The 22,203-nt window shown below is 59.7% G+C and carries 23 protein-coding genes and 1 tRNA gene; 17 read left to right on the top strand and 7 right to left on the bottom strand.

Going from position 1 to position 22,203, the window contains the following annotated elements; translation table 11 throughout:
- Window positions 1-65: 65 nt before the first annotated feature.
- Both WCL58_RS21335 and WCL58_RS21330 read left to right on the top strand, forming a co-directional pair.
- Window positions 66-326, top strand: coding sequence for a CopG family ribbon-helix-helix protein (locus WCL58_RS21335; RefSeq protein ID WP_041037283.1), 261 nt, complete (start codon window positions 66-68; stop codon window positions 324-326).
- Window positions 326-601: a type II toxin-antitoxin system RelE/ParE family toxin gene (locus tag WCL58_RS21330; RefSeq protein ID WP_336851583.1), complete on the top strand. Its 276-nt coding sequence runs from the start codon at window positions 326-328 to the stop codon at window positions 599-601. Before WCL58_RS21335 ends, WCL58_RS21330 begins: the two co-directional genes overlap by 1 nt.
- Before the next feature lie 11 nt (window positions 602-612).
- Here WCL58_RS21330 and WCL58_RS21325 read toward each other — a convergent pair whose 3' ends face one another.
- The gene (locus WCL58_RS21325) at window positions 613-1,524 is read right to left on the bottom strand and encodes a LysR family transcriptional regulator (protein ID WP_180547965.1); all 912 of its coding nucleotides are present in this window, start codon (window positions 1,522-1,524) and stop codon (window positions 613-615) included.
- A 121-nt stretch (window positions 1,525-1,645) separates the two neighbouring features.
- Here WCL58_RS21325 and WCL58_RS21320 point away from each other — a divergent pair, with 121 nt between their 5' ends.
- Window positions 1,646-2,272, top strand: a complete 627-nt coding sequence (locus tag WCL58_RS21320; RefSeq protein WP_336851582.1) for a LysE family translocator — start codon at window positions 1,646-1,648, stop codon at window positions 2,270-2,272.
- A gap of 53 nt (window positions 2,273-2,325) precedes the next feature.
- Here the strand turns inward: WCL58_RS21320 and WCL58_RS21315 are convergent, their stop codons facing one another.
- Complete coding sequence (locus WCL58_RS21315; protein ID WP_038875940.1) at window positions 2,326-3,573, bottom strand: MFS transporter; 1,248 nt, start codon at window positions 3,571-3,573, stop codon at window positions 2,326-2,328.
- A gap of 217 nt (window positions 3,574-3,790) precedes the next feature.
- On the opposite strand from WCL58_RS21315, the gene WCL58_RS21310 reads away from it, so the two are divergent.
- A complete protein-coding gene (locus WCL58_RS21310; protein ID WP_336851581.1) occupies window positions 3,791-4,783 on the top strand; it encodes an acyltransferase in 993 nt (330 codons plus the stop codon).
- Here the strand turns inward: WCL58_RS21310 and WCL58_RS21305 are convergent.
- The 4 genes from WCL58_RS21305 to WCL58_RS21290 form a co-directional block, all read right to left on the bottom strand.
- Complete coding sequence (locus tag WCL58_RS21305) at window positions 4,778-5,701, bottom strand: GlxA family transcriptional regulator (protein WP_336851580.1); 924 nt, start codon at window positions 5,699-5,701, stop codon at window positions 4,778-4,780. The genes WCL58_RS21310 and WCL58_RS21305 overlap by 6 nt on opposite strands.
- 2 nt (window positions 5,702-5,703) lie before the next feature.
- Window positions 5,704-6,255 (bottom strand): isochorismatase family protein, encoded by a 552-nt coding sequence (locus tag WCL58_RS21300; RefSeq protein WP_197769445.1) that lies wholly within the window; start codon window positions 6,253-6,255, stop codon window positions 5,704-5,706.
- A gap of 100 nt (window positions 6,256-6,355) precedes the next feature.
- A complete protein-coding gene (locus tag WCL58_RS21295) occupies window positions 6,356-7,744 on the bottom strand; it encodes an amidohydrolase family protein (protein WP_336851579.1) in 1,389 nt (462 codons plus the stop codon).
- Window positions 7,745-7,871: 127 nt separating this feature from the next.
- Entirely contained in the window at window positions 7,872-8,726 is an 855-nt protein-coding gene (locus tag WCL58_RS21290) for a LysR family transcriptional regulator (protein WP_041037265.1), read from the bottom strand.
- Window positions 8,727-8,936: 210 nt separating this feature from the next.
- Here WCL58_RS21290 and WCL58_RS21285 point away from each other — a divergent pair, with 210 nt between their 5' ends.
- From WCL58_RS21285 to WCL58_RS21260, 6 genes are all read left to right on the top strand, one after another.
- Window positions 8,937-10,052, top strand: coding sequence for a cyanate transporter (locus WCL58_RS21285; RefSeq protein ID WP_336851595.1), 1,116 nt, complete (start codon window positions 8,937-8,939; stop codon window positions 10,050-10,052).
- A 75-nt stretch (window positions 10,053-10,127) separates the two neighbouring features.
- Window positions 10,128-11,471 carry an esterase-like activity of phytase family protein gene (locus WCL58_RS21280; RefSeq protein WP_336851578.1) on the top strand — a complete coding sequence of 448 codons (1,344 nt, stop codon included), beginning with the start codon at window positions 10,128-10,130 and terminating at the stop codon, window positions 11,469-11,471.
- Between the two features lie 100 nt (window positions 11,472-11,571).
- Window positions 11,572-11,666, top strand: a tRNA-Sec gene (locus WCL58_RS21275).
- Between the two features lie 175 nt (window positions 11,667-11,841).
- The gene (locus WCL58_RS21270) at window positions 11,842-13,023 is read left to right on the top strand and encodes a tyrosine-type recombinase/integrase (protein WP_336851577.1); all 1,182 of its coding nucleotides are present in this window, start codon (window positions 11,842-11,844) and stop codon (window positions 13,021-13,023) included.
- Window positions 13,024-13,854, top strand: coding sequence for a hypothetical protein (locus tag WCL58_RS21265; RefSeq protein WP_336851576.1), 831 nt, complete (start codon window positions 13,024-13,026; stop codon window positions 13,852-13,854). It begins immediately after the preceding gene.
- A 120-nt stretch (window positions 13,855-13,974) separates the two neighbouring features.
- Window positions 13,975-14,250 carry a helix-turn-helix transcriptional regulator gene (locus WCL58_RS21260; RefSeq protein WP_089181507.1) on the top strand — a complete coding sequence of 92 codons (276 nt, stop codon included), beginning with the start codon at window positions 13,975-13,977 and terminating at the stop codon, window positions 14,248-14,250.
- A gap of 42 nt (window positions 14,251-14,292) precedes the next feature.
- On the opposite strand, the gene WCL58_RS21255 is transcribed toward WCL58_RS21260, so the two are convergent.
- A complete protein-coding gene (locus WCL58_RS21255; RefSeq protein ID WP_336851575.1) occupies window positions 14,293-14,484 on the bottom strand; it encodes a toxin-antitoxin system HicB family antitoxin in 192 nt (63 codons plus the stop codon).
- A gap of 135 nt (window positions 14,485-14,619) precedes the next feature.
- On the opposite strand from WCL58_RS21255, the gene WCL58_RS21250 reads away from it, so the two are divergent.
- The 7 genes from WCL58_RS21250 to WCL58_RS21220 form a co-directional block, all read left to right on the top strand.
- A complete protein-coding gene (locus WCL58_RS21250) occupies window positions 14,620-14,796 on the top strand; it encodes a host cell division inhibitor Icd-like protein (RefSeq protein WP_336851574.1) in 177 nt (58 codons plus the stop codon).
- Window positions 14,789-15,142 carry a hypothetical protein gene (locus tag WCL58_RS21245; RefSeq protein WP_336851573.1) on the top strand — a complete coding sequence of 118 codons (354 nt, stop codon included), beginning with the start codon at window positions 14,789-14,791 and terminating at the stop codon, window positions 15,140-15,142. Before WCL58_RS21250 ends, WCL58_RS21245 begins: the two co-directional genes overlap by 8 nt.
- 44 nt (window positions 15,143-15,186) lie before the next feature.
- Window positions 15,187-15,468, top strand: coding sequence for a hypothetical protein (locus WCL58_RS21240; protein ID WP_164053483.1), 282 nt, complete (start codon window positions 15,187-15,189; stop codon window positions 15,466-15,468).
- Window positions 15,465-15,815: a DUF5375 family protein gene (locus tag WCL58_RS21235; RefSeq protein ID WP_336851572.1), complete on the top strand. Its 351-nt coding sequence runs from the start codon at window positions 15,465-15,467 to the stop codon at window positions 15,813-15,815. The genes WCL58_RS21240 and WCL58_RS21235 overlap by 4 nt, the downstream gene beginning before the upstream one ends.
- A gap of 9 nt (window positions 15,816-15,824) precedes the next feature.
- Window positions 15,825-18,506, top strand: a complete 2,682-nt coding sequence (locus WCL58_RS21230; RefSeq protein ID WP_336851571.1) for a DUF927 domain-containing protein — start codon at window positions 15,825-15,827, stop codon at window positions 18,504-18,506.
- Window positions 18,507-19,134: 628 nt separating this feature from the next.
- Window positions 19,135-20,865 (top strand): ShlB/FhaC/HecB family hemolysin secretion/activation protein, encoded by a 1,731-nt coding sequence (locus WCL58_RS21225; RefSeq protein WP_336851570.1) that lies wholly within the window; start codon window positions 19,135-19,137, stop codon window positions 20,863-20,865.
- A 68-nt stretch (window positions 20,866-20,933) separates the two neighbouring features.
- A partial coding sequence (locus WCL58_RS21220; RefSeq protein WP_336851569.1) for a two-partner secretion domain-containing protein occupies window positions 20,934-22,203 on the top strand: 1,270 nt, incomplete at its 3' end.

The following is a 22,203-nucleotide window of genomic DNA, read 5'->3' as shown; positions in this document are numbered from 1 at the left end:
TCTGATGGCGGTATAATCAGCTTTAATCACTTTGATTGATGTCGATTGTATTGAGGAGCAAGACGATGAATACGAAAGTCATCACCGCTCATGTGCCGCTGCCTTTGGCTGAAAAGGTGGATGAAATGGCCGCCAAACTTGACCGCTCACGGGGATGGATAGTGAAGCAAGCCCTCGCCGCCTGGCTTGAGCAAGAGGAAGAGCGTCGTCGATTAACGCTGGCGGCGCTGGCCGATGTCGAACAGCAAAACGTTATCGATCATGAGTCGGTAGAAGCCTGGGCTGCCAGCCTGGACAGTGACGATCCGCTGCCGGTACCGCGCTGATGGAGTTAAAATGGACGAGTAAGGCGCTATCGGATTTGGCGCGTTTGTTTGAGTTTCTTGCCTTGGCTAACCGTACTGCGGCAGCGAATTCGGTGAAGGCTTTGGTCGCCGCGCCTAAAGCGTTGCTTGATAATCCTCGCTTGGGTGAAAGGTTGGACGAGTTTTTACCGCAGGAAGTGAGGCGTATTCTGGTCGACCGCTATGAGATACGTTACCAGGTGCAGCCGGCAGCGATTTATGTTCTGCGTATTTGGCATACCCGCGAAGAGCGATAGGCCGAATTCCCCTAGCCGATAAACCTGACGGCGGCCCGGCTGACGTCGGGCGTTTGGGCGGTGAGAAACGCCTGTAAGCGTTCGATCAGCGGCCGTTTCGCCGACTCCGCCGGCCAAACCAGATAGTAACCGTCGCCGGTGCGCACGGCGGTGTCACAAGGCAGCGCCAATAACCCCTCCTCAATGGTTCGCAGGCTCAGCGCCAGATCGCCGATCGAGACACCGTGCCCGGCGATGGCTGCGGCGTTGCCCTGTTCCAGCGAATCAAATACCTGGCCGCGTGCAAGATCGAACGGGGCCGCTATGCCGCTTTTTTGCAGCCAGCGCCGCCAGTCGCGCCGATCGGGCGAAGGGTGGATCAGCGGGCAGGCGGCGAGATCGCGCTGCCCGTCGGCGAGCAGCGCGGGGGCGCAAATCGGGATTAGCCATTCGTCGAACAGCTTGGCGGCGGCGGTATTGGCGCCGAAATGGCCGTTGCCGAGCAGGATGGCGCAGTCGTAGGGTTCGCTGAAAAAATCCACGCTGTCGATGTCCATCCAGACGCTGGCTGCCTGCACGTCGAACGCCTGCGCCGTTTGCCGGAACCGGCTCAGGCAGTCCAGCAGCCAGCGCATGGTCAGGGTGGAAGGCGCCTTCAGCCGCAGCAGATCGCGGTGGCTTCTGAACAGCTCGCAGGCTTGCTCGATGCGGCCAAACCCTTGCTGCAGCTCGGCGGCGAAGATTTTCCCCTGCGGCGTGACCTCGATACGCGGGCCGTTGCGCTGGAACAGCCGGCAGCCGAAGTGCTGCTCCAGCGTTTTGATGTGCTTGCTGACCGCGCTCGGGGTGAGATGCAGCTCCTCGGCGGCCAGCGTGAACGAGCCGGTGCGGGCGGCGCTTTCGAAGGCGCGCAGGGCGTAAAGCGGCGGAAGGGAACTGGCCATCGCGGCGTCTCTAATAATGAGTCTGATTCACAGTAAACGACAGGATTACTCCTTTTTCAAGGCGGGGGCGGCGGCATGATAATGGCGCGACGCCAACTGACTGAATGTGAGTGAAATAAAGATGAACCTGTCGTTACTGGCGGCGTATTTCGCCGCCATTTTGTTGCTGATCGCCACGCCGGGGCCGGTGGTGGCGATGGTGGCCAACACCGCCGCGCGCTTTGGCGCCCGGCGTGCGCTGTTGACCGCGCTGGGCAGCAACGGGGCCTCCTTGTTGCTGATCGGCATCGCCGCGCTGATTATCACCGGGCTGTTCGCCGTGGATATGCGCATGCTGCAGTGGGTAGGTCTGCTGGGTTGCCTGTTTATCGGCCGTATGGCGATCGTCTCGCTGTATGAGGATTTATCCGCGCGAACCCCCGATGCGCAGCCCGTTGCGCCGCCGCAAAAACGCTCGGCGATCCTGAACGGTTTTCTGGTGGGCATCGCCAACCCCAAAGACATTGTCTTCTTCGTCGCCTTTTTCCCGCAGTTCATCGCCGTCACCCCCTCGATCGGCGCCAGCCTGACGCTGCTGACCGCGCTGTGGGTGCTGGCGGACTTCGCCATCTTGCTGATCTATATCACCCTGCTGTCGGGAATGGCGCTGCAGCACGCGCGGCGGGCGATCTCTGTCCTGTCGGCGTCGCTGCTGTTGGGGGTGGCGGTAGTGGGAGCGGGGTATGCGCTGTGGGGGCTGCTCGGCTGAAGCCGCATAAAAAACGCCGGTCGGGAAACCGGACCGGCGTTTTATCGTGGCATTTAAGCCGCGCCGGTCGGCTGCGGCGTGGGGTCGCCGTTGCGGCGTTTGCCGAGGAACAGCGCCACCAGCGTCAGCCAGCACAGGCCGCTGATGAGGTTGAACAGGTTGAACAGCCCGCTGCCGCCCCAGACGTAGGCGACCTTGGCCAGTTCGATGCCGACGGTGAACACCATCATGCTCAGCATGCCCATGGTGGCTGACACCGTGCCCTTGCTGACGTTGCTGGAGAACAGCGTCAGGCGATACAGCCCGGCGTTGGCGAGGCCAATGCCGAAGGCGTACAGGCTCAGGCCGGCGGTCATCCACAGGTAGGCGTGGCTGGAGAACTGGGTCGCCAGCGCGGCGATCAGCAGCCCCAACAGCATTGGGCCTGCGCCCAGCTTAATCAAACGCTCTACGCTGTTTTTGCCGGTCAGGCGCGCCAGCGTCAGGTTGCCGAGGATCAGCGCGCCGAACACCGGGATTTGCAGCAGGCCGTAGTCCAGCGTCGACAGCGACTCACCGCTGATCAGGATCACCGGCGACTGGGCGATCCAGGCCAGCAGCGGCAGGCTGGCGAAACCGATCGCCAGCGCGCCGCACAGGAAGCGGCGGTTGCCCAGCACCTGGCGGTAGTCGCGCCACAGGTTGGCGGCGGAAAACGCCTCGCCCTGCAGCGTGGCGGTTTCCGGCATCGCTTTCCACAGGCCGTAGAAGGCGATGGCCGCCAGCGCGGCGAACAGCACGAACATGCTCTGCCACGGCGCGACGTGGATCAGCGCCGCGCCGGCCAGCGGCCCGAGCAGCGGGGCGATCAGCGCCACGTTGGCCATCAGCGCGGTGATTTTGATGCACACCGATTCTTCAAACGACTCCTGAATGGTGGCGTAGCCGACGGCGCCGATAAAGCACAGGCCTATGCCCTGCAGGAAACGCATGGCGATGAACTGTTCGATGGTGGTGACCAGCAGGATCGCCAGGCAGGCGACGATAAAGAACGCCACCCCGGCCAGCATCACCGGGCGACGGCCGCGGCGATCCGACAGCGGCCCGAGTAGCCACTGCAGGAAGATGCCGCCGGCCAGATAGGCGGTCATCGAGGTAGGCACCCACTCTTCGCCGGCGTTGAAATCCGCCACGACGGCCAGCATGCCCGGCTGAATCATATCGTTGCCGATATAGGTGGCGAACTCGAACAGCACCAGACAAAGAGGGAATAAAAGCGCCTGTCGGCCCAAACGTGCCGCAGGTGGTAATGTCGTTTTCATATTATTGTACTGATAGTAAAAGAGAAAAAGGAACTGCCAGGGCGGGAAGCGCAAACTGAGCGAGTTATGGCGGCTATTTTGCCGCCAATTGTTCACCTTCGCAATCATAAGGTGTTGTTTAAGTGCATTCTGATATTTCGCTTTTGGGTTGTCGCCGAACGCCGTGCCCGATAACCTCTTCTTAACATATCAATATGACACAAGATCGGGCGAGCGTTTGAGCGAGAAAATCGGCTGGATAGACAACCTGCGGGCGATGGCGTGCATGATGGTGGTGATGATCCACGCCACCACCTATTACGTCACCAACGGCGCGGCGATAGGGCTGCACAACTGGGATATCGCCAACGTGCTGAACTCGCTGTCGCGCGTATCGGTGCCGCTGTTCTTTATGATTTCCGGCTACCTGTTCTTCGGCGAAAAGAGCGCCGGCCGCCGGCATTTCACCCGCATCATCTGCTGCATTCTGTTCTACAGCGCCATCGCGCTGATCTATATCGCGGCCTTTACCAAGATCGGTTTCTGGCCATCGCTGCGCGGCATGTTGCAAAAGCCGGTGTTCTATCATCTGTGGTTTTTCTACGCCATCGCGGTGATTTACCTGCTGTCTCCGCTGATCAGCGTCAAACCGGTGTCGCGCTACGCCCTGGCCGCCGCGCTGGTGGTGTTGGCGGTGATCGCCAACCCGAATACCGACAAGCTGACCTTCGGCAACGCGCACCTGCTGCCGGTTAACCTGTATATCTACGGCGATACCTTCTACTACCTGCTGTATGCGCTGGCCGGGCGGGCGATTGGCATGATGGAGGCGCGCGGGCGCGCCGTGGGCTGGCTGGCGGCATTGGGATTTGCGCTGTGCGTGGCGCTGATCGCTCGCGGCACCAAACACCAATTGTTCATCAACGGCAACTTCGCCGATACCTACTACATCTACAGTGGCCCGCTGGTGTTTATGGCGGCGGTGGCGCTGCTGGTATGGGTGAAACACTGTTTGCCGCAGCCGATCGGCTGGCTGAGCGCGTTCTCCCGCCATTCGCTGGCGACCTACGGTTTTCACGCCCTGATCGTCAACGTGATGCGCAGCCGGCACCTGGACTTCACCGGCCACCCGCTGCTGGATATCTTCTGGGTGTTCGGCGTGGCGCTGGGGCTCAGCCTGCTGCTGTCTGTCGGCCTGCAGCGGCTGGATACCCGCCGGCTGGTGTCATAGCGGCGAGTGCTGGCGCTGCTGGGCGCGGCGCAGCTGCCGCCCGGAAGAAAAACCGGCCGCCAGCGCGGCCTTCTCCAAGCCATACCCTTGCTGCAGGCGCTGTTGCGCCACCGCCAGCCGCAGCTGCTCATGATATTCCCGCACGCTGATGCCGACGTGGCTGCGAAACAGCCGCGCCAGGTGGCGGCTGCTGACGTGCGCCTTCTCCGCTATCTGCGGCACCGACCAGTCGGCCTCCGGCTCGGCGGCCATCACGTCCTGCGCGCGGTGCACCGCCGGGTGCAGGTGGTTGCGGTAGCGCAGCCAGGGCGACAGCTGCGGATCGTCCCCGGCGCGGCGGAAATAGACCACCATATCGCGGGCGACGTCGCGCGCCCGGCCGGAACCGTAGTGGCGGTGGACCAGGTGCAGCGCCAAATCGATGCCGGTGGTGATGCCCGCGCTGGTGTAGACGCCGCGATCTTCGACGAAGATACGGTTCTCTTTCACCTGCGCCGCCGGCGCCTGCCGGCGGATACGTTCGATGACGTCGTGGTGGGTAGTGCACTGATAGCCGTCGAGCAGCCCGGCCTGCGCCGCCAGCAGCGCGCCGGAACAGATGCACACCAGGGTGATGCGCTGCCGCTGCAGGTCGGGCCGCAGCGTCGCCAGCCAGCGGCGCGCCTGCTCGGCCTCTTCCCCGGCGAAATAGCGCTGCGAATCGCCGACGCCCGGCAGCACCAGGATGGCGCCGTCTTCCAGGCGCTCGGGCAACGACTGCAGGCCGCTCAGCGTCATGCCGATGGAGCAGACGATCTGCGGCGCCGGGCTGAGATAACGCAGGGTGAACTGCCCGGCGAGGCGCAGGGTTTCCGCCGGGCCGCTGACGTCCAGCGACAACACGTTGGGCAACAGCAGAAAATAGACGGCCTGCGACATGGTTACTCCTGTGCGAGTTGCGCCAGCGCCTCATCCACGCTGGCGATGCGGGCAAAACGATCGACCAGTACGGTTTCAGTATGCCGTTTCAACTGCGCGGGGGTAAAGACTTCGCCGTCGGGATGGCGCATCGGGAAGGTCAGCGTCGCCTCGGTGACGAAAGTCACCCGATAACCGAGATCGGACGCCATCCGGGTGGTGGTCTCGCAGCACTGCTCGGTGCGGATGCCGGAGACGATCAGATGGTTGATATCCCGCGCGCGCAGCCAGGCGTCGAGGCCGGATTCGGTCAGCGCATTGTGCACATGCTTGTGCACGGTGATATCCGCCTGGTGGGTGAGGAACGGCAGGCGCTGCACATGGCCTGAAGCCAGCGAGAAAGGCCCCTGCGGCGAAACGTGCAGCACGTCGACCAGCGCTGCGCCGCGTTGTTGGCAGCCCGCGATCAGGCGGGTCAGCGCCTGTTGAAACGCCGGCAGATCGTCCTCCTGCCAGAATGGACGGTGCTGGAATGATTGCTGGACATCGATGATTAATAACGCGCTCTGTGACATTTTCGGCCCTCCGCCAGTGTGTGTAGCGACCATCTTGCGCCGCTACTGACTCTGGCAGAAGGCCAAAAACGGCCATCATGATGACAACGGCGGACCGACCTTAGGTTTTGCTCACCTGGCCGGCCACCAGACGCCCCTGATGGAAGGTGGCGTTGCGCGCCGGCAGACGGGCGACCGCCTCGGCAGAGCAGCTGGCGTTGACCAGCACGAACTCGGCGGCATCGCCGGCTTTCGGCCAGGTGCGCTGCCCCTTATCGTCCAGCGGCAGCACGCCGCCGGTGGAGATGGCCATGGCGCGCGACAGGTGATACTCGTCGGAACCGCGGTACAGCTGGGCATACAGGTTAGCCTTCTCCAGGATGTCGCCGGTGCCGAACGGCGACCAGTGGTCGATTACGCTGTCGGTGCCGGTCATCACGAACACCCCTTTCTCACTGAGCTGTGGCAGCGGCATCATCAGGCCGCCGATCGGCACCGTGGAGGCGATGGTGATCTGCTGCGCCGCCAGCCGGGTGGCGGTTTCCGCCAGTTCGCCCGGCGTCAGCGTGGTCAGGGCGAAAGCGTGGCTGATGGTGACCTTGCCGCGCAGCGCCGGGTTTTGCTCCACGGTGGCGATCATGTAGTTGATGGCGGCGACCCCGGCCGGGCTGGTTTCATGCAGGTGGATATCTACGCCTTTTCCGGTATCAAGGGCGATCTGGAACATGGCGTCCAGCGATTTCTCCATCGCGCCGTCGACGTTGGTCGGATCGAGCCCGCCGACGTACTGCACGCCCATCTGCATCGCTTCGCGCATCAGCGCATCGACCCTGGAGTGCAGCAGGCCGTGCTGCGGGAAGGCGACGATTTCACAGCTGAAATCCGCCCGGTGGTTTTCCAGCGCGCGCTGCAGGTGCTCCAGGCTTTTCAGGCCGCTGACCGGATCGATATTGCAGTGGCTGCGCGCCACGGTGCTGCCCTTGGACTGCAGCAGGGCGATCAGGTTTTCCGCCCGCTGCTGCGAGGTGGGCAGCAGTTTCGGTATCAGCGTCTGCTCCAGCGCGATCATGTCCATGATGGTCTTGCCCTGACGCGGGCGCGGCGCCTGCCACGGGCCGCTGTAGAAGGTTTTGTCCAGGTGGATGTGCATGTCGCGGAACGCCGGCAGCAGCAGCTGGCCCTGCGCCTGATAGCGGGGCACGCCGGCGGGCAGGGAGGCGTTGGCGGCGTGAATGGCGGCGATTTTGCCGTCTTTGATCTCCAGTGTGTACAGCGCGGTGCGGGTGCCGATCACCGTTTCGCCGTCGTATTCAAAACCGTCTTCCAGCCGCACCTCACTCAGGCAGTAGTGGCGATCGGTCAGGGTCATCGGTGCCGGTGCGCACTGCCCGTCGCCCGGTGACGCGGCCTGCGCCATGCCGCCCGTCAGGCCGATCACCGCGCAGGCGGTGGTGAGTTTGCCGGTTTGGCTGAGGAAGGCTCTGCGGCCCGGTTGTTGAGGGTTTTCCACGTTCGGTTCCTTAATCCAGAGGTGAGGGGTGAAACATCCCCCAATTTAGGAGAGGAACCGGCCGGTTGGCAGCGACATTTGCCACTGGTGACTATTCGATTTGGTAATGATCGGCGTCTGCCGGCGTTTATTTCAACCCGCAAAACACCGCCAGCCGCTGGGCCAGCGCCAGCGTGGCGGCGGGAGCGCCGTCGCGGTAGTAGAGCGCCAGTTCGAAGCTGTCTATCGGCGGTAATCCTTCGGCTTCGCCCAACACCCGATGCGTGGGCAGACGGCAGCCGGCCGGCAGCAGGGTAACGCCCAGCCCGGCGGCGGAAGCGGCGGTCAGCGCCGCCAGGCTGGCGCTGCTGTAGCCGATGCGCCAGCGTTTGCCGAGGTTGTCCAGCGCCTGGCACAGCTCGTCGCGGTACAGGCCGCTGAGCGGAAATACCGCCAGCGGCACCGGCGATTGCTCAATGGCCGGGAAGGCCAGGCTGTCCAGCCACAGCAGCGGTTCCGGCCGCGCGGCGCGCGGCGGTTGCCGGCGGCGCTGCTTCACCAGGATCAGATCCAGCTCTTCACGCGCGTAGGCGCTGTGCAGATCGGCGCTCAGGCCGCTGGCGACGTCCAGCCGCAGGTGCGGGTGCTCACGGCTGAAGTCGGCCAGCAGCTCGGTGGTGGGCACGGCGAAATCTTCCGGCATGCCGATCCGCAGCACGCCGTCGCGCCAGATGCCGGTCAGCGCGTCGTGGGCTTCTTCATTCAGCGCGATGATGCGGCGTGCGTAGCTCAACAGCTTCACGCCTTCTTCGGTCAGCAGCACCTGATGCGAGGAGCGCTCAAACAGCGGCTTGCCCAGCATCTCTTCCAGCCGGCGCACCTGCTGGCTGACGGTGGACTGCGACAAAAACACCCGCTCTGCGGCACGGGTGAAGCTGTTGCTGTCGCATACGGCGACGAAGCTGAGCAGCAGCTGCGGATTGAACATCGGGTAGCGATTCATTTTCCCACTGTTGGCTATTTTATTATTTAATTTCCCAATACTAGCGGCGTTGCCTACAGTAACGCAACGCTGCGGCGATCGCGCTGTGACACCGCACTCTTCATTTTGCAGTACCAGGAATATACCGTGTTAAATCATTCTGTTAATTCATCCTCTTCGCGCCGCTGGTTCAATGCCCTGCTGCTGGCGCTGGTGTTGATCGGCCTGAACATGCGGCCGCTGTTGACCTCGATTGGCCCGTTGCTGCCGACGCTGCGCCAGGCCACCGGGCTGAGCTTTGGCGGCGCGGCGCTGCTGACCACGCTGCCGGTGCTGATGATGGGCCTGATGGCGTTGGCGGGTGGCGCCATCAACCGGCTGTTCAGCGAACGCGGTGCCGTAGCATTGAGCCTGCTGGCGATCGGGCTGGGCGCGCTTTGGCGCGAGCTGGCCCCCGGCAGCGTGCAGCTGCTGATGAGCGCGGTGCTGGGCGGGCTCGGCATCGGGGTGATCCAGGCGGTGATGCCCGGCATCATCAAGCATCATTTCCTCAAAAGCATGGCGCTGGTGGCCGGGCTGTGGTCGGCGGCGCTGATGGGCGGCGGCGGGCTGGGCGCGGCGATCACCCCGTGGTTGATGAGTGCGGGGCACGACTGGCACAGCGCGCTGGCCTGGTGGGCATTGCCGGCGCTGGTGGCGCTGCTGGCCTGGTGGCCGGTCAGCCGCGGGTTGTCTCGCCTGAGCGCGGCGGGTGAAAACCGCGGGCCAGGCCTGCTGCGCAACCGGCGCGCCTGGCTGCTCGGCGCCTATTTCGGCCTGATCAACGGCGGCTATACCAGCCTGATTGCGTGGCTGCCGCCGTATTACATGCAGCTCGGTTGGCAGCCGCAGGCCAGCGGTTCGCTGCTGGCGCTGATGACCTTCGGCCAGGTGGTGGGCGCGCTGCTGCTGCCGGCGCTGGCGCGCAATAATGACCGGCGGCCGCTGCTGCTGCTGGCGCTGATGATGCAACTGATCGGCTTTATCGGCCTGATTTACCTGCCGCAGACGCTGCCGTGGCTGTGGGTGTTGCTCTCCGGGCTGGGGCTGGGCGGCGCGTTCCCGCTGTGCCTGGTGCTGGCGCTCGATCACCTGCACCAGCCGGCGGCGGCAGGGCGATTGGTGGCCTTTATGCAGGGCGTCGGCTTCCTGCTGGCGGGCGTCACGCCCTACCTTTCCGGCCTGCTGCGCGACTACAGCGGCGGCTTCGTGCTGGACTGGCAGATCCACGCGCTGCTGGTGGTGGTGCTGATCGCCATCACCTGGCGCTTCCATCCGCACAGCTACCGGCGGGCGTTCGCGGAATAATATTTCTGTCATTGCCGCTCCCTATAGTGACGTTGCTTTTACTTCTGGGCGATAACAACGAAAAGGGACAATGACATGCACAACACCAAAACCCGGCTGGCGCTGCTGGTCGGCTGCATGGCGCTGAGCGCCAACCTGTGGGCCGACGCGCAGCCGGTGCAAGCGACGCTGGCCGGGCATGCGCTGCTGCCGGTGAAATCCGCCGTATCCACACCGAAGGACGCGCCGAGCGATCTGCAGCAGAGCGGCAAGTACACCAGCGGTAAACGTGTCACCGAGCTGGGCAGCGTGGCGGGCAAATCCGCTGATCGCCTGACCGGCCTCGGCCTGCCGATCGACGGCCAGCCGCTGCAGGGCCACTCCGGCATCAAACACATGCCCGACGGCACCTACTGGGTGCTGACCGACAACGGCTTCGGCAGTAAGGCCAACTCGCCGGACGCCACGCTGTATCTCAACCACTACAAGATCGATTTCAAAGACGGCACGGTCGCGCCGCTGAAGACGGTGTTCCTGCACGATCCGGATAAAAAAGTGCCGTTCCACATCATCAACGAAAGCACCGAGCAGCGCTATCTGACCGGCAGCGATTTCGACCCGGAAAGCTTCCAGTTTGCCGACGATGCCTTATGGATCGGCGAAGAATTCGGCCCTTACCTGATCAAGGCCGACCTGAACGGCAAAGTGCTGGCGGTGTTCGACACCCTGGTGGACGGCAAGGTAGTGAAATCGCCGGACAACCCGACGCTGACCCTGCCGGGCGCGCCGGACGGCAAGCAGAACTTCCAGGTGGCACGCTCCAAAGGCTTTGAAGGCATGGCCGCCTCGCCGGACGGCAGCAAGCTGTACCCGCTGCTGGAAGGGGCGCTGTGGGACGGCGAGCAGTTCGAGAACGTCGGCGGCAAACGCTATCTGCGGGTGCTGGAGTTCGACGTGAAACAGCAGGCCTGGACCGGTCGCAGCTGGCAGTACGTGCTGGAAGACAACCAGAATGCCATCGGCGACTTCAACATGATCGACGCCACCCACGGGTTGGTGATCGAGCGCGACAACGGCGAAGGCACGCCGGATAAAGCCTGCGCCGCCGGTGCGCCGACCGACAACTGCTTCAGCCAGGTGGCCAAGTTCAAGCGGGTGTATAAAATCGCTTTCTCGGACGCCAACGTCGGCAAACCGGTCGAGAAACTGGGCTATATCGACCTGATGAACATTCAGGATCCGAACAAGCTGGCGCGCAAGCCGCTGAACGACGGCGTGCTGACTTTCCCGTTCTTCACCATCGAGAACGTGGACGTGGTGGACGCCAACCACATCATCATCGGCAACGACAACAACTTCCCGTTCTCCTCCAGCCGCCAGCCCAATATGGCGGATGACAACGAGTTCATCCTGCTGGACGTGAAGGATTTCCTGAAGTAGCGCTCCCCGGCCGCCGAATCGCCGGCGGCCGCACGATTTCCCGCTTAGCGCAGCGCACAAACTGCGCTATAATCAGCGCCTTGCTTCCTCTCTTCCCCAAGGAAGATCCTCGTCCCCGGTGGGGCGGCCGGACTTCAAATCCGGTTGGGGCCGCCAGCGGTCCTGGGCAGGTTCGACTCCTGTGATCTTCCGCCAAAACACATCTCTTTAGGTCAATTAAAGTCTATATTTTTCATTTAAAACCAATGGTTAACTTGAAGTTTATCTCTTCTGGTGTCAACCTATGTCTACTCAAATCTACCCCCGTTTAGGGGTGTTTTTGGGGGTTGAAAAGTACCCCTGAAAATTGATACCCCCAGAAGGAGACGTAATGCCTTTGACTGACGTAAAGGTGCGTACAGCCAAACCCCAAGATAAACCCTACAAGCTCGCTGATGGTGGCGGTCTATACCTATTGGTTAATACTAATGGCTCTCGTTACTGGCGCTTGAAGTACCGCGTTATGGGGCGAGAAAAGCTGTTATCGATAGGAGTCTACCCTGATATATCCCTAGCAGTGGCGCGCCAGAAAAGAGATGAAGCAAGGAAAGTTCTTGCTGAGGGGAATGATCCCAGTGCGGTAAAAAAGGCGGAAAAGCAGGCGAAAAAAATAGCGGCGGAAAACACCTTTGAATCGATCGCTCGTGAGTGGCACAAAGCTAAAGCTGATCGTTGGTCACTGCGTTACCGCGATGAAATCATTGATACCTTCGAAAAGGACATTTTCCCCTATATCGGGTTACGACCTATTGCAGAAATTAAACCACTAGAGTTGTTGGAAACTCTCAAACGAATGGAAAAGCGTGGTGCACTGGAGAAAATGCGCAAAGTGCGTCAACGTTGTGGTGAAGTATTTCGCTATGCGATTATTACTGGTCGTGCAGAGTATAATCCTGCCCCTGATTTAGCTGGTGCTTTAGCCGTGCATAAGAAACAACATCTCCCATTCTTGACAGCGCAAGAGCTGCCTGAGTTTATGAAAGATTTAGCAGGGTATACAGGTAGCATCATCACTAAGAGCGCCACCTATTTAATAATGTATACTGGAGTCAGGACTCAGGAGTTGCGTTTTGCTCGTTGGGAAGATATTGATCTTGATAAAGCAATGTGGGAAGTTCCGGCCGAACATATGAAAATGCGTCGCCCTCATAAAGTGCCCTTATCTAGGCAGGCCATATCCTTGCTAAAGCAACTCAAGCCAATCACCGGCCATTATCCACTTGTATTTGTTGGTAGGAACGATCCACGTAAACCGATTAGCAAGGAAAGTATTAATCAGGTTATTGAACTTCTGGGGTATAAAGGTAGGCTTACCGGTCATGGTTTTAGACATACTATGAGCACTATCCTGCATGAGCAAGGTTACGACTCCACTTGGATTGAAATGCAACTGGCACATGTAGATAAGAATGCAATTCGGGGAGCTTATAACCACGCGCAATATCTAGATGGACGTAGGAAAATGATGCAGTGGTATGCTGATTATTTATCTGGGATGGATGTAGATTTTTAAATGACTCCTTTTAAAATAAAGAATACAGATTATCTTTTGCGTGATTCTTATCAATTAACGGAAGCTGCTGAGATTATCGGTTGTGATGTAAAAGATATACTTTGGTTTTCGTTTAAAAAAGGGATAGAACTTTGTATGGAGTTCTATGATGATGAACTTGAGGTATCTAATGGACTTGATTCAGACATTGAAAATGAGCAATTGCTTACTGAGATTAAATCATTAAATAAAGATGAGGGTGGTTATTATGTTTTATCTGAGAGTTGTACATTAAGGCTTCATCCTGAACAGGACAAGTATGATGAAAATGGTTTTTTGACTTGTTATATAAAAGGATTTTTTGCCATCAATGATGAGTATAAAGAACATCTAGTTAAGCATGAAGGTCAGCCAGATGAATGGCCGGAGTATTTTTTCCCATCTGGCAATTCCAATCTTGATTTTCCTGTAAGATTATTTGTTAACTATGATGAGAGAGAAAATTACTATTTGTTGGATACATTATGGATTACAAAAAAACAAATAGGTTTTTTCTTAAGAGAAGTTGCAAAGCAACAGAAACCTCAGAAGTCTGAGAAGAATTATCAAGCTCAATCGGAGGCTCAGAAACAGAAACATGCAGTACCTCGAGTTGAAGTCCTCATGGCCATCGTTGCTTTGTATCACCGAGATATGAATTTAAGAAGAGAAAGCCCTACCGCAATAGCGGACTATCTTTTTCTTCACGCGAGGGATTTCTGGCCAGAGAAGGGGATGCCGCCATTGAGTTATGACACGATCGTTAATCTTTTACGGAAAAGCATGAGAAAAGATGGGTTAACATTTCAGTAACAAATGTGGTGACTAAAGGCGATTTTCGATAGATCCTTTAGTCATGTTTTTCGTGCTTAAATAATATGATTAAATTCTCCGTGTTGAGGTTAGTTGACTTGAATATACGGAGAATTACAGATGGCTTTTGCATCAGAATATGTGAATGTACAGCGCCCGCCTTTGGATGCATTGATTGATATGAAGTTCATAACAGCCGATTGTCTTCTAAGCGATAAATGGATCTACCGTCTTATTTCTCAAGAACGTTTTCCTCGTCCTATTAAGTTAGGGAGAATGTCACGCTGGCGGGCTGCTGACTATTACGATTGGCGTGACGAGCAGGAAAAAAATTCACGACAGGAATATGAAAAAGGAAGAGTAAGAGCAAAAGAGATAAGAAAAGGACTGCATTGAATGAAATAAAATAAGCGACAAGCTCGCCGCCTATTTAACTATTTAACCTTTCGGCTCAATACCACGGCGTTTTAATTCGTTTCTGGCTAATTCTTTGAACCAGTTTCCGAGGCTCATCTCGTCTTTGGCTGCTTCAGTGTTTAGCTGTTCTCTTAGGTCTGCCGGGATTCTAATTTGAAAAGTCGGAGAAAAACCTTCGCCTTTAGGACTTTTGTCTCGTTTTGCAGTTGACATGTACGTACATAACCTCTTAGTATCATCACTGTTATGTACGTACACTATCACGGCGTGCGTATTAAACACAACGGCTCTGAACAGTGCGGCAACACTGCCAGAGCCTCACCATTCACGTAAATTGAGAGCAACGCTATGGCTACATCAAAGTGTACCTACATCTTTGCCGCAATCAACCGCACCCAGCGCAAAATCCGCCCGGTGATGTTGCGCATTACCGCCGGTGACGAACGCAGCGCCCGCCGCCAGTTGGCCGGTGACTACGTACTCCTGTTCGCCGGTCGCCTGCCACAGGGAGACTGCCATGCGTGAGTTTCCCCAGCGCGGCGAGCGCTATCGCCATCAGGAAGGCAGAACGGTGCGTATCCTGAGCCTGTATCGCGCCGATGAGACAACGGCCCGTAACAACCCGGAGTTCGCCTATGAAGTGGTATTTGAGTATGACCTGTCCGGCAACATGACCTCCATGCCGCTACCGTGGTTCACCGAGGTGTACAGCAAAATCGCTGATGCGCCGCGCAACCTTGCTCCCCGGTCTGCCGCCGGTCAGTCGCCGCTCCGGCTGCACCCGTCTGTAAAGGTGGTCTACAGCCGCCAGTGGGAGACGCGACGGCCGACATCGGAGCACGACGACACCCATTATTCCCGCTTCTTGTAACGCGGTTTATCACGCTTCATTTTCGATTCTGACGGACAAAAATCATGACTTCATCACATGGGCAATCATCAGCTCAGGGCACGCTGTTGCCGCCATCCTGCCGCTACCTGTCTTACGGCATGACCGAAGACGCCTTTGAAAAACTTAATCGCGCCAAGCAGGCGTGTTCGCTGCTGGATATGTTGTTCGCCGGGCAGGCCGCATCAGCGCCGTTCCCGACCGGTATCACCACGCAGGAAATGGCCGCTATGGTGGCTTATCTGTCGGAGGATTTGGCCTTCGTTCAGGCACAGTGCGCCGCAATTAACGGGGAGGTGGTCGCATGACGCTGGATAACGGTTCTGCCTCCTGCATTCCACTGGAAGTGCGCACCGCGCTGTTTCGTCGCGCGGTGGCCGAGGCCTATCTCGCCGCCTGTGCGGCGCAGGGCATGACGCTTCCCCACACGCTGGACAGCCTGCAGATGCTGATTGCCAGCGACATCGAAGCGCTGTTTGTGAAGCTGCACGGCGTTGACGAAGGCATGGCGATTGCCTGCTCGTTGCTGGGCGATATGGTGGCCCCGGACATTCTGCTGGCGGCACCGCAGCTCACGGCGCAAGGCTGCAACATCATGGGGGAGCTGTGCGGCGTGGCGGTCACATCCGGCCATCCGGCACCGACGCTGCATTAAGGGGGCGCAATGACCAAGTTAGAACAGACCAAACAGGCCGCCCGCGGCCGCTGGGACGTTATTTTTCCGCTGCTGGGGGTCACGGTACCCCCTCACGGTCAGCACGGCCCCTGCCCGTCGTGCGGCGGCACCAAGCCGTTTCGCATGGACGACAAGAACGGCGACGGCCGCTGGATTTGCACGCACTGCACACACGGCGACGGACTGGACCTGGTGGCGAAGGTCAACGGCCTCAGCCTCGGTCAGGCCGTCAACGAAGTGGCCGACGTGCTGCAACTGAGTCAGGTGCAGCAACAGCCACCCAAGCCCGCCAGAAGAGAAGCCGCCAAACCGGCACCGGCGGTGGCCGACACGGTAGCGCAGTGGCTGGCCGCCTGCACGACGGGGCAAAGCGAGTATCTTACCGGCAAGGGGTTTGCCAGCCTGCCGCAGCCGCTGACCACCACGGCCCGCAAGAGCGGCGGCGTGGACTTTCCGCCGGGGTCGTTGCTGCTGTCGCTGACGGACATCGACGGCGCCGTGACGGGTGCGCAGTTGATTTCTCCGCTGGGTGATAAGCGACTGTTGCCGGGGACGGTGCAAAAGGGGGCGTTTATCGCCCTCAGTGCGCCCCCACAGAGCGACGCGCCGCCGACGCAGGTGATTATCACCGAAGGTTACGCCACCGCGCTGACGGCCGCCCAGCTCGCCACAGGCTGGGTGGTGGCCGCCATCTCGGCCAGCAATCTGCCGAACGTGGCGCAGGCGGTGCACGCCCGCTGGCCGCAGGCCCGTATAGTCATCGCCGCAGACAATGACTTCTACGACGGCAAAGAGAACACCGGCAAGGTCTGGGCGGAGAAAGCCGCCAAGGCCGTCAACGGCTGCGTCACGCTGCCACCAACCCGCCATAAGGCGGACTGGAACGACTTTATGCAGGAGAACGGCCCGGCACGCGCCAAGGAGGCATTTAACGAAGAACTGGTGCAACTGGGTAAGTCGGCGGTGAAACTGCCGCAGGGCTTTCGGCTGACGCAGGAATACCTGTGGTTCGACAAGCAGGTGCAGAAGTCGGACGGCGACACCGAAATCCGCAACATCAAAATCAGCAACCCGTTGCGGGTGACGGCCATCACCTGCGATGCCGACGGCGGCAACTTTGGCCGTTTGCTGGAATGGGAGGACACCTACGGTCAGCCGCGTAAATGGGCGATGCCAATGGAGATGCTGAGCGGCAGCGGCGAAGAGCTGCGCCGTATCCTGCTGGTCAACGGCCTGTCGTACATCAGCACCACTGGCGAGGCCCGCGCCCGGCTGATGGAGTACATCTCCCTGTGCAAGCCGGAGCGCAAAGTCACCTGCGTGAACAAAACCGGCTGGCACGGCGATGTGTATGTGTTGCAGGACGAGGTGATCGGCGACGGTGCGGAAGCGGTGATTCTGCAAACCGCCAGCGTGCAGGGCAAAGATTTTCGCGTGGCCGGGACGCTGAACGACTGGCAGGAGCAGATTGGCCGGTACTGTGTCGGCAACTCCCGCGTGGCCTTTGCGGTCAGTCTGGCGTTTGCCGCGCCGCTGCTGCGACTGGTGGGAATGGACGGCGGCGGTTATCACCTCAAGGGCGAATCCACCGATGGCAAGACCACCACCATGAAGGCGGCCACCTCAGTGTGCGGCGGCCCGGATTACTGGCACACGTGGCGCTCCACCGGTAATGCGCTGGAAGGCACCGCCAGCCGCCGTAACGACGCGGCGATGATGCTCGATGAAATCCGGGAGGTGGACGGCCGCGAGGCCGGAAACATCGCCTATATGCTGGCGAACGGCCAAGGCAAGGGGCGGGCAGGCACCGACGGCGAGTTACGCGCCCGCAAGCAGTGGCGGCTGTTGTTCTTCTCTACCGGGGAACTGTCGCTTACCGAGCACGCCGCCCGCGCCGGCGAACGGACGTTTGCCGGGATGGAAGTGCGGATGCTCCAGATACCGAGTGACTCCGGTAAATACGGCGTATTTGAAAGCCTGCATGGGTTCGACAGCGGTAAGGCGCTGGCGGAACATTTTGAAGTTGCCACCGCGACGGTGTACGGCACGCCGTTCCGCGCCTGGCTGAAAGCCCTCACCGCCGACCTGAACGGCATGACGGCCAGCGCCAAGGCGCTGATGAAGGAGTACACCCAACTACTGATGCCGGATAACGCCGGTAATCAGGTCGGACGGGCCATCAACCGCTTTGCGCTGGTTGCCATGGCCGGGGAGCTGGCGACGCGACTCGGCATCACCGGCTGGCCGGAGGGGGAAGCACTGCGGGCAACCCAGACCTGTATGCGCGCATGGCTGGCTGACCGGGGTCACAGCGCCAATCAGGAAGACATTGCCGCGCTGGAGCAGGTGCGCACCTTCTTCACGGCCGGGCAGTTCAGCCGCTTTGCCGACTGGCATAACGAGATGAACCGCCCCGGCAACATGGTGGGCTGGCGCAAGGTGGAGAAAGGCAACCATGCCCGGCAGGTGGAGGCGGTGACGACGTTCTATGTGATGCCGTCCGGCTGGAAGGAAATCTGCAAGGGCTACGATGCGCGGAAGGTGGCAAGGCTGTGTGCGGAAGCCGGTTTTCTGGTTCCGGCCAAGGACGGCAAAATGCAAACGGCCACCCGCCCGCCAGAGATGGGCGTCAAGAAGCTGTATGTCTTCACCAGTGACGTCTTAGGGTAGGGGTTTACGCGAGTCTTATTATTAAGGGGTAACAGAGGTAACAGGGGTTACAACGTTGTAATCACTGGAGAAAATCTGTTACCCTTTTTATTTGGTTTGGGGTAACAGGGGTAACAATATCGGCGTCGTTTTATCCTGTTACCCGTTGTTACCCCAACCATTCTCGCCGGGGTAACACATTTTTCCCTTTTAAATCATATCTGTAACCTATGTAACCCCTGTTACCCCCGAGAATCGATAAAGGCATAGGCCGATTCACCGAAACGCCCCCTCTCTGGCGGGCTATTCTTTCCCGTAACATTTCACCTAATGCATTGAAAATTATTTTTTACTGGAATGGGAGGGGGCTGGTACTGAACTGTTACCGTAAGAAAACATAACCGCCTTCACTTCCCCTCTTCTTTCTGAACTCGTTGTTGGAAACCCAACCCATTTTACTTGGCGTATTCTCGTCGCACTAAAGACACATTATTAAGCTCTCTCTTCTGGCCGTAGGGCAAGTTTGATGTGATCCAGCAGACAACATAGAGAACTTCATCTCCCCCGAACATAATTTGCTTGCTTTTCGAGCTTTCTGGCGGATAATGCGCCAAATTACATACCTTTACACTTTATGAAATGGATTTTCATGAAAAGGATTTTTCTTTCGCACAAATCAAGAGCGAAGGCGTTGAGCCACGTTCTCGCGGGTGTTCTTTTCACCGGCACTTTCCCGGGCATGGCCGCCACGCCCTCCGACGCCCCGGAGCAGGCCGCTTCCGCTATTGATGTCCGTGAGCAACAGCGCCAGCAGGAGCGTGAGCGCGCTCTGCAACAGCAAAATGCCCCGCAGGCCGATGCGCGCCTTTCCCGTCCCGAGGCTGTGCTGCCGGATTACCCGGTTAATGAGTCCCCCTGCTTCACCATCAACCGGCTCACCCTGGTCGGGGAAGCGGCCGACCGCTTTCAGTGGGCGCTGGACGCCGCAGCAGATGCCAAAGGCCGCTGTCTGGGTAGCCAGGGCATTATGCTTGCCATCAATAAAGTACAGAATGCCATACTGGCCAAAGGCTATGTCACCACGCGGGTGATGGCGCAGGAGCAGGACCTGACCAGCGGCGTGTTGACGCTGACGTTGCAGCCGGGGCGTATTGGTGACATCCGCTTTGAGGAGCCGGTCTCCTGGCGTGGGCGGCTGTGGAACGCTATTCCGGCCTCGCGCGGCGATATCCTCAACCTGCGTGATATCGAACAGGGGCTGGAGAACTTCAGACGAGTGCCCAGCGCCAATGCCGACATTAAAATCGTGCCCGGTGCCCAGGAGGCCACCAGTGACCTGCAGGTCAACTGGCACGAGGGGCGGCCGGTGCGGCTCAGTCTGGGGCTGGACGACAGCGGCTCCAAAAGTACCGGGCGCTATCTCGGTTCGGCCACCCTGGCACTCGATGCGCCGTTTGCGCAAAACGATCTTTTCTACGCCAACATCGGCAAGGATGTGTTTCAGCACGGGCCGTTCGGCAATCGTTCACATACGCTGAATTACCTCTTCCCGGTGGGGTATTGGGCCTTCTCGGCCAACTACAACGACTACACCTACCATCAGAACATCCCCAACGCCAACGAGGTGCTGCGCTATAGCGGCAAGAGCGACAACATTCAGTTGACCGTCTCCCGATTGCTCTACCGCGACCAGTCGCACAAGACCACGCTCAACCTGCGCGGCTACCGCAAACATTCCACTAACGCCGTGGACGACGTTGATATTGCGTCGCAAAAACGTCGGACCGCCGGCTGGGAGCTGGGGCTGAATCAGCGCAGCTATTTCGGCACCACTACGCTGGACGCCAATATCAGCTGGCGCCGCGGCACCGGCGCATTCAATGCCCTGCCTGCGCCGGAAGAATCGCGTCACGAAGGCAGTGCGCGTACCGGCATGTTGCTCGGCGACCTGGGTATCAACCTGCCTTTCACCTGGGGCGAGCAGCCCTGGCGGGTATACACCAGCGTGCGGGGCCAGTGGAGCCCGAATGCGTTGACGCCGCAGGAGCGGATGGCCATTGGCGGGCGTTACACGGTGCGCGGCTTTGACGGCGAGCAGATGCTGTCCGGCGAAAAAGGGCTGCTGTGGCGCAACGAAATCGCCTGGAATATGTTTTCTCGCGGGCACGAACTGTACCTGGCTGCCGACTACGGCCGGGTGGACGGCCCGGGCACCCGCTACCTGGTGGGTCATCAGTTGGCGGGCAGTGCGCTCGGTGTGCGCGGTGCGCTGTGGGGGCGATTCAGCTACGACCTGTTTGCCGGCGTGCCGCTGTACAAGCCCGCGGGGTTCCATACCTCCGGCGCGACCGCGGGTTTTAGCGTAAATCTGGAAATCTGAACATCGCGATACCGGCAGCATTGCTGACACCGATCTAAACGGACTGACTTTTCTCACGGATGTGACCCATGAACAAACATTGCTATCGCCTTATCTTCAGCCGCACCCACGGGGAGCTGCGGGTGGTGTCCGAACTGGCTCGCAGCTGCAGCAGCGAACCGGGGCAGCGCATCGGTTCAGGAATAACGGCTGGGAGTCGTCTGTGGGTCACCGTGCGTCGGTCAGTGTGGCTGCTGGGGCTGCTCATGTTCGCCGGCCCCGTCATGGCAGACGGCATTGTCGCGGACGGCGGTGCCAATCCTTCCCAGCGGCCGGAGGTCATCAATACCCAGAACGGCTTGCCGCAGGTCAACATCACCGCCCCCAACCAGGCTGGGGTCTCACATAACCAGTATCAGCAGTTCGATGTCGACGCCAAAGGCGCCATCCTCAACAACTCGGCGGTGATGACCTCGACCCAGATGGCCGGGATGATCCAGGGTAACCCTAACCTCAATCCCAATTCCGCGCCGGCGCGCGTCATCCTCAACGAAGTCAACAGCAACAATCCCAGCCAGCTGCGCGGTTTTATGGAAGTGGCCGGCGGCAAGGCGCAGGTGATTGTGGCCAACCCCGCCGGCATTGTCTGCAACGGCTGCGGCACCATCAACGCCGGGCGCATGACCCTGACCACTGGCAAGCCGCAACTGAACGCCGACGGCAGCCTGGCGGGCTACCAGGTTGAGCGCGGCGTGGTGCGCATCGAGGGTGGTGGACTCAACGGCGATGCCCGTCATGATACCGAGTACGTCGACATTCTGGCGCGCGCGGTGGAAGTCAACGCCGGCGTCTGGGCTAAAGAAGGCGTGTCGGTGGTGGCCGGTCGTAACCGCGTGAGTGCGGACGGTAAAACCGCGACACCGCTTTCGGACGACGGCAGTACCAGACCAAAGCTTGCCATCGACATGGGACAGATGGGCGGCATGTACAGCGGCAGTATCCGCATGATTGGCACCGAGGCCGGCGTCGGCGTACGTAATCAGGGCGGACAGGTCCGGGCGGGCAAAACGCTCACCGTGAGCAGCGAAGGCAAGCTCAGCTGGCGGTCTGATACGCCGGATGCGGCCACGCAGGCCGGCGGCGATATCCAACTGGCGGCAAAAGGTGACATTGAGACGCACGGGAAAGTGTATAGCGGTGGCCAACTGGCCGTGCAGAGTCGCGAGGGGATGTTAACGCAGTCCGGAACGCTGGCGGCGGCCGGGGATGTGCACCTGAACGCCGCGCGTGGCATCCAGAGCAGCGGCCACCTGCTGGCGGGCAGTAATGCCGACAGCACGCTGGTCCAGGATGCCAACC

Source organism: Serratia sp. TMDUHS_CL (assembly GCF_037137105.1).
GTDB lineage: Bacteria > Pseudomonadota > Gammaproteobacteria > Enterobacterales > Enterobacteriaceae > Serratia > Serratia nevei.
Note: the sequence above shows the minus strand (reverse complement) of the source record. Positions and strands in the feature narration are given on the sequence as shown.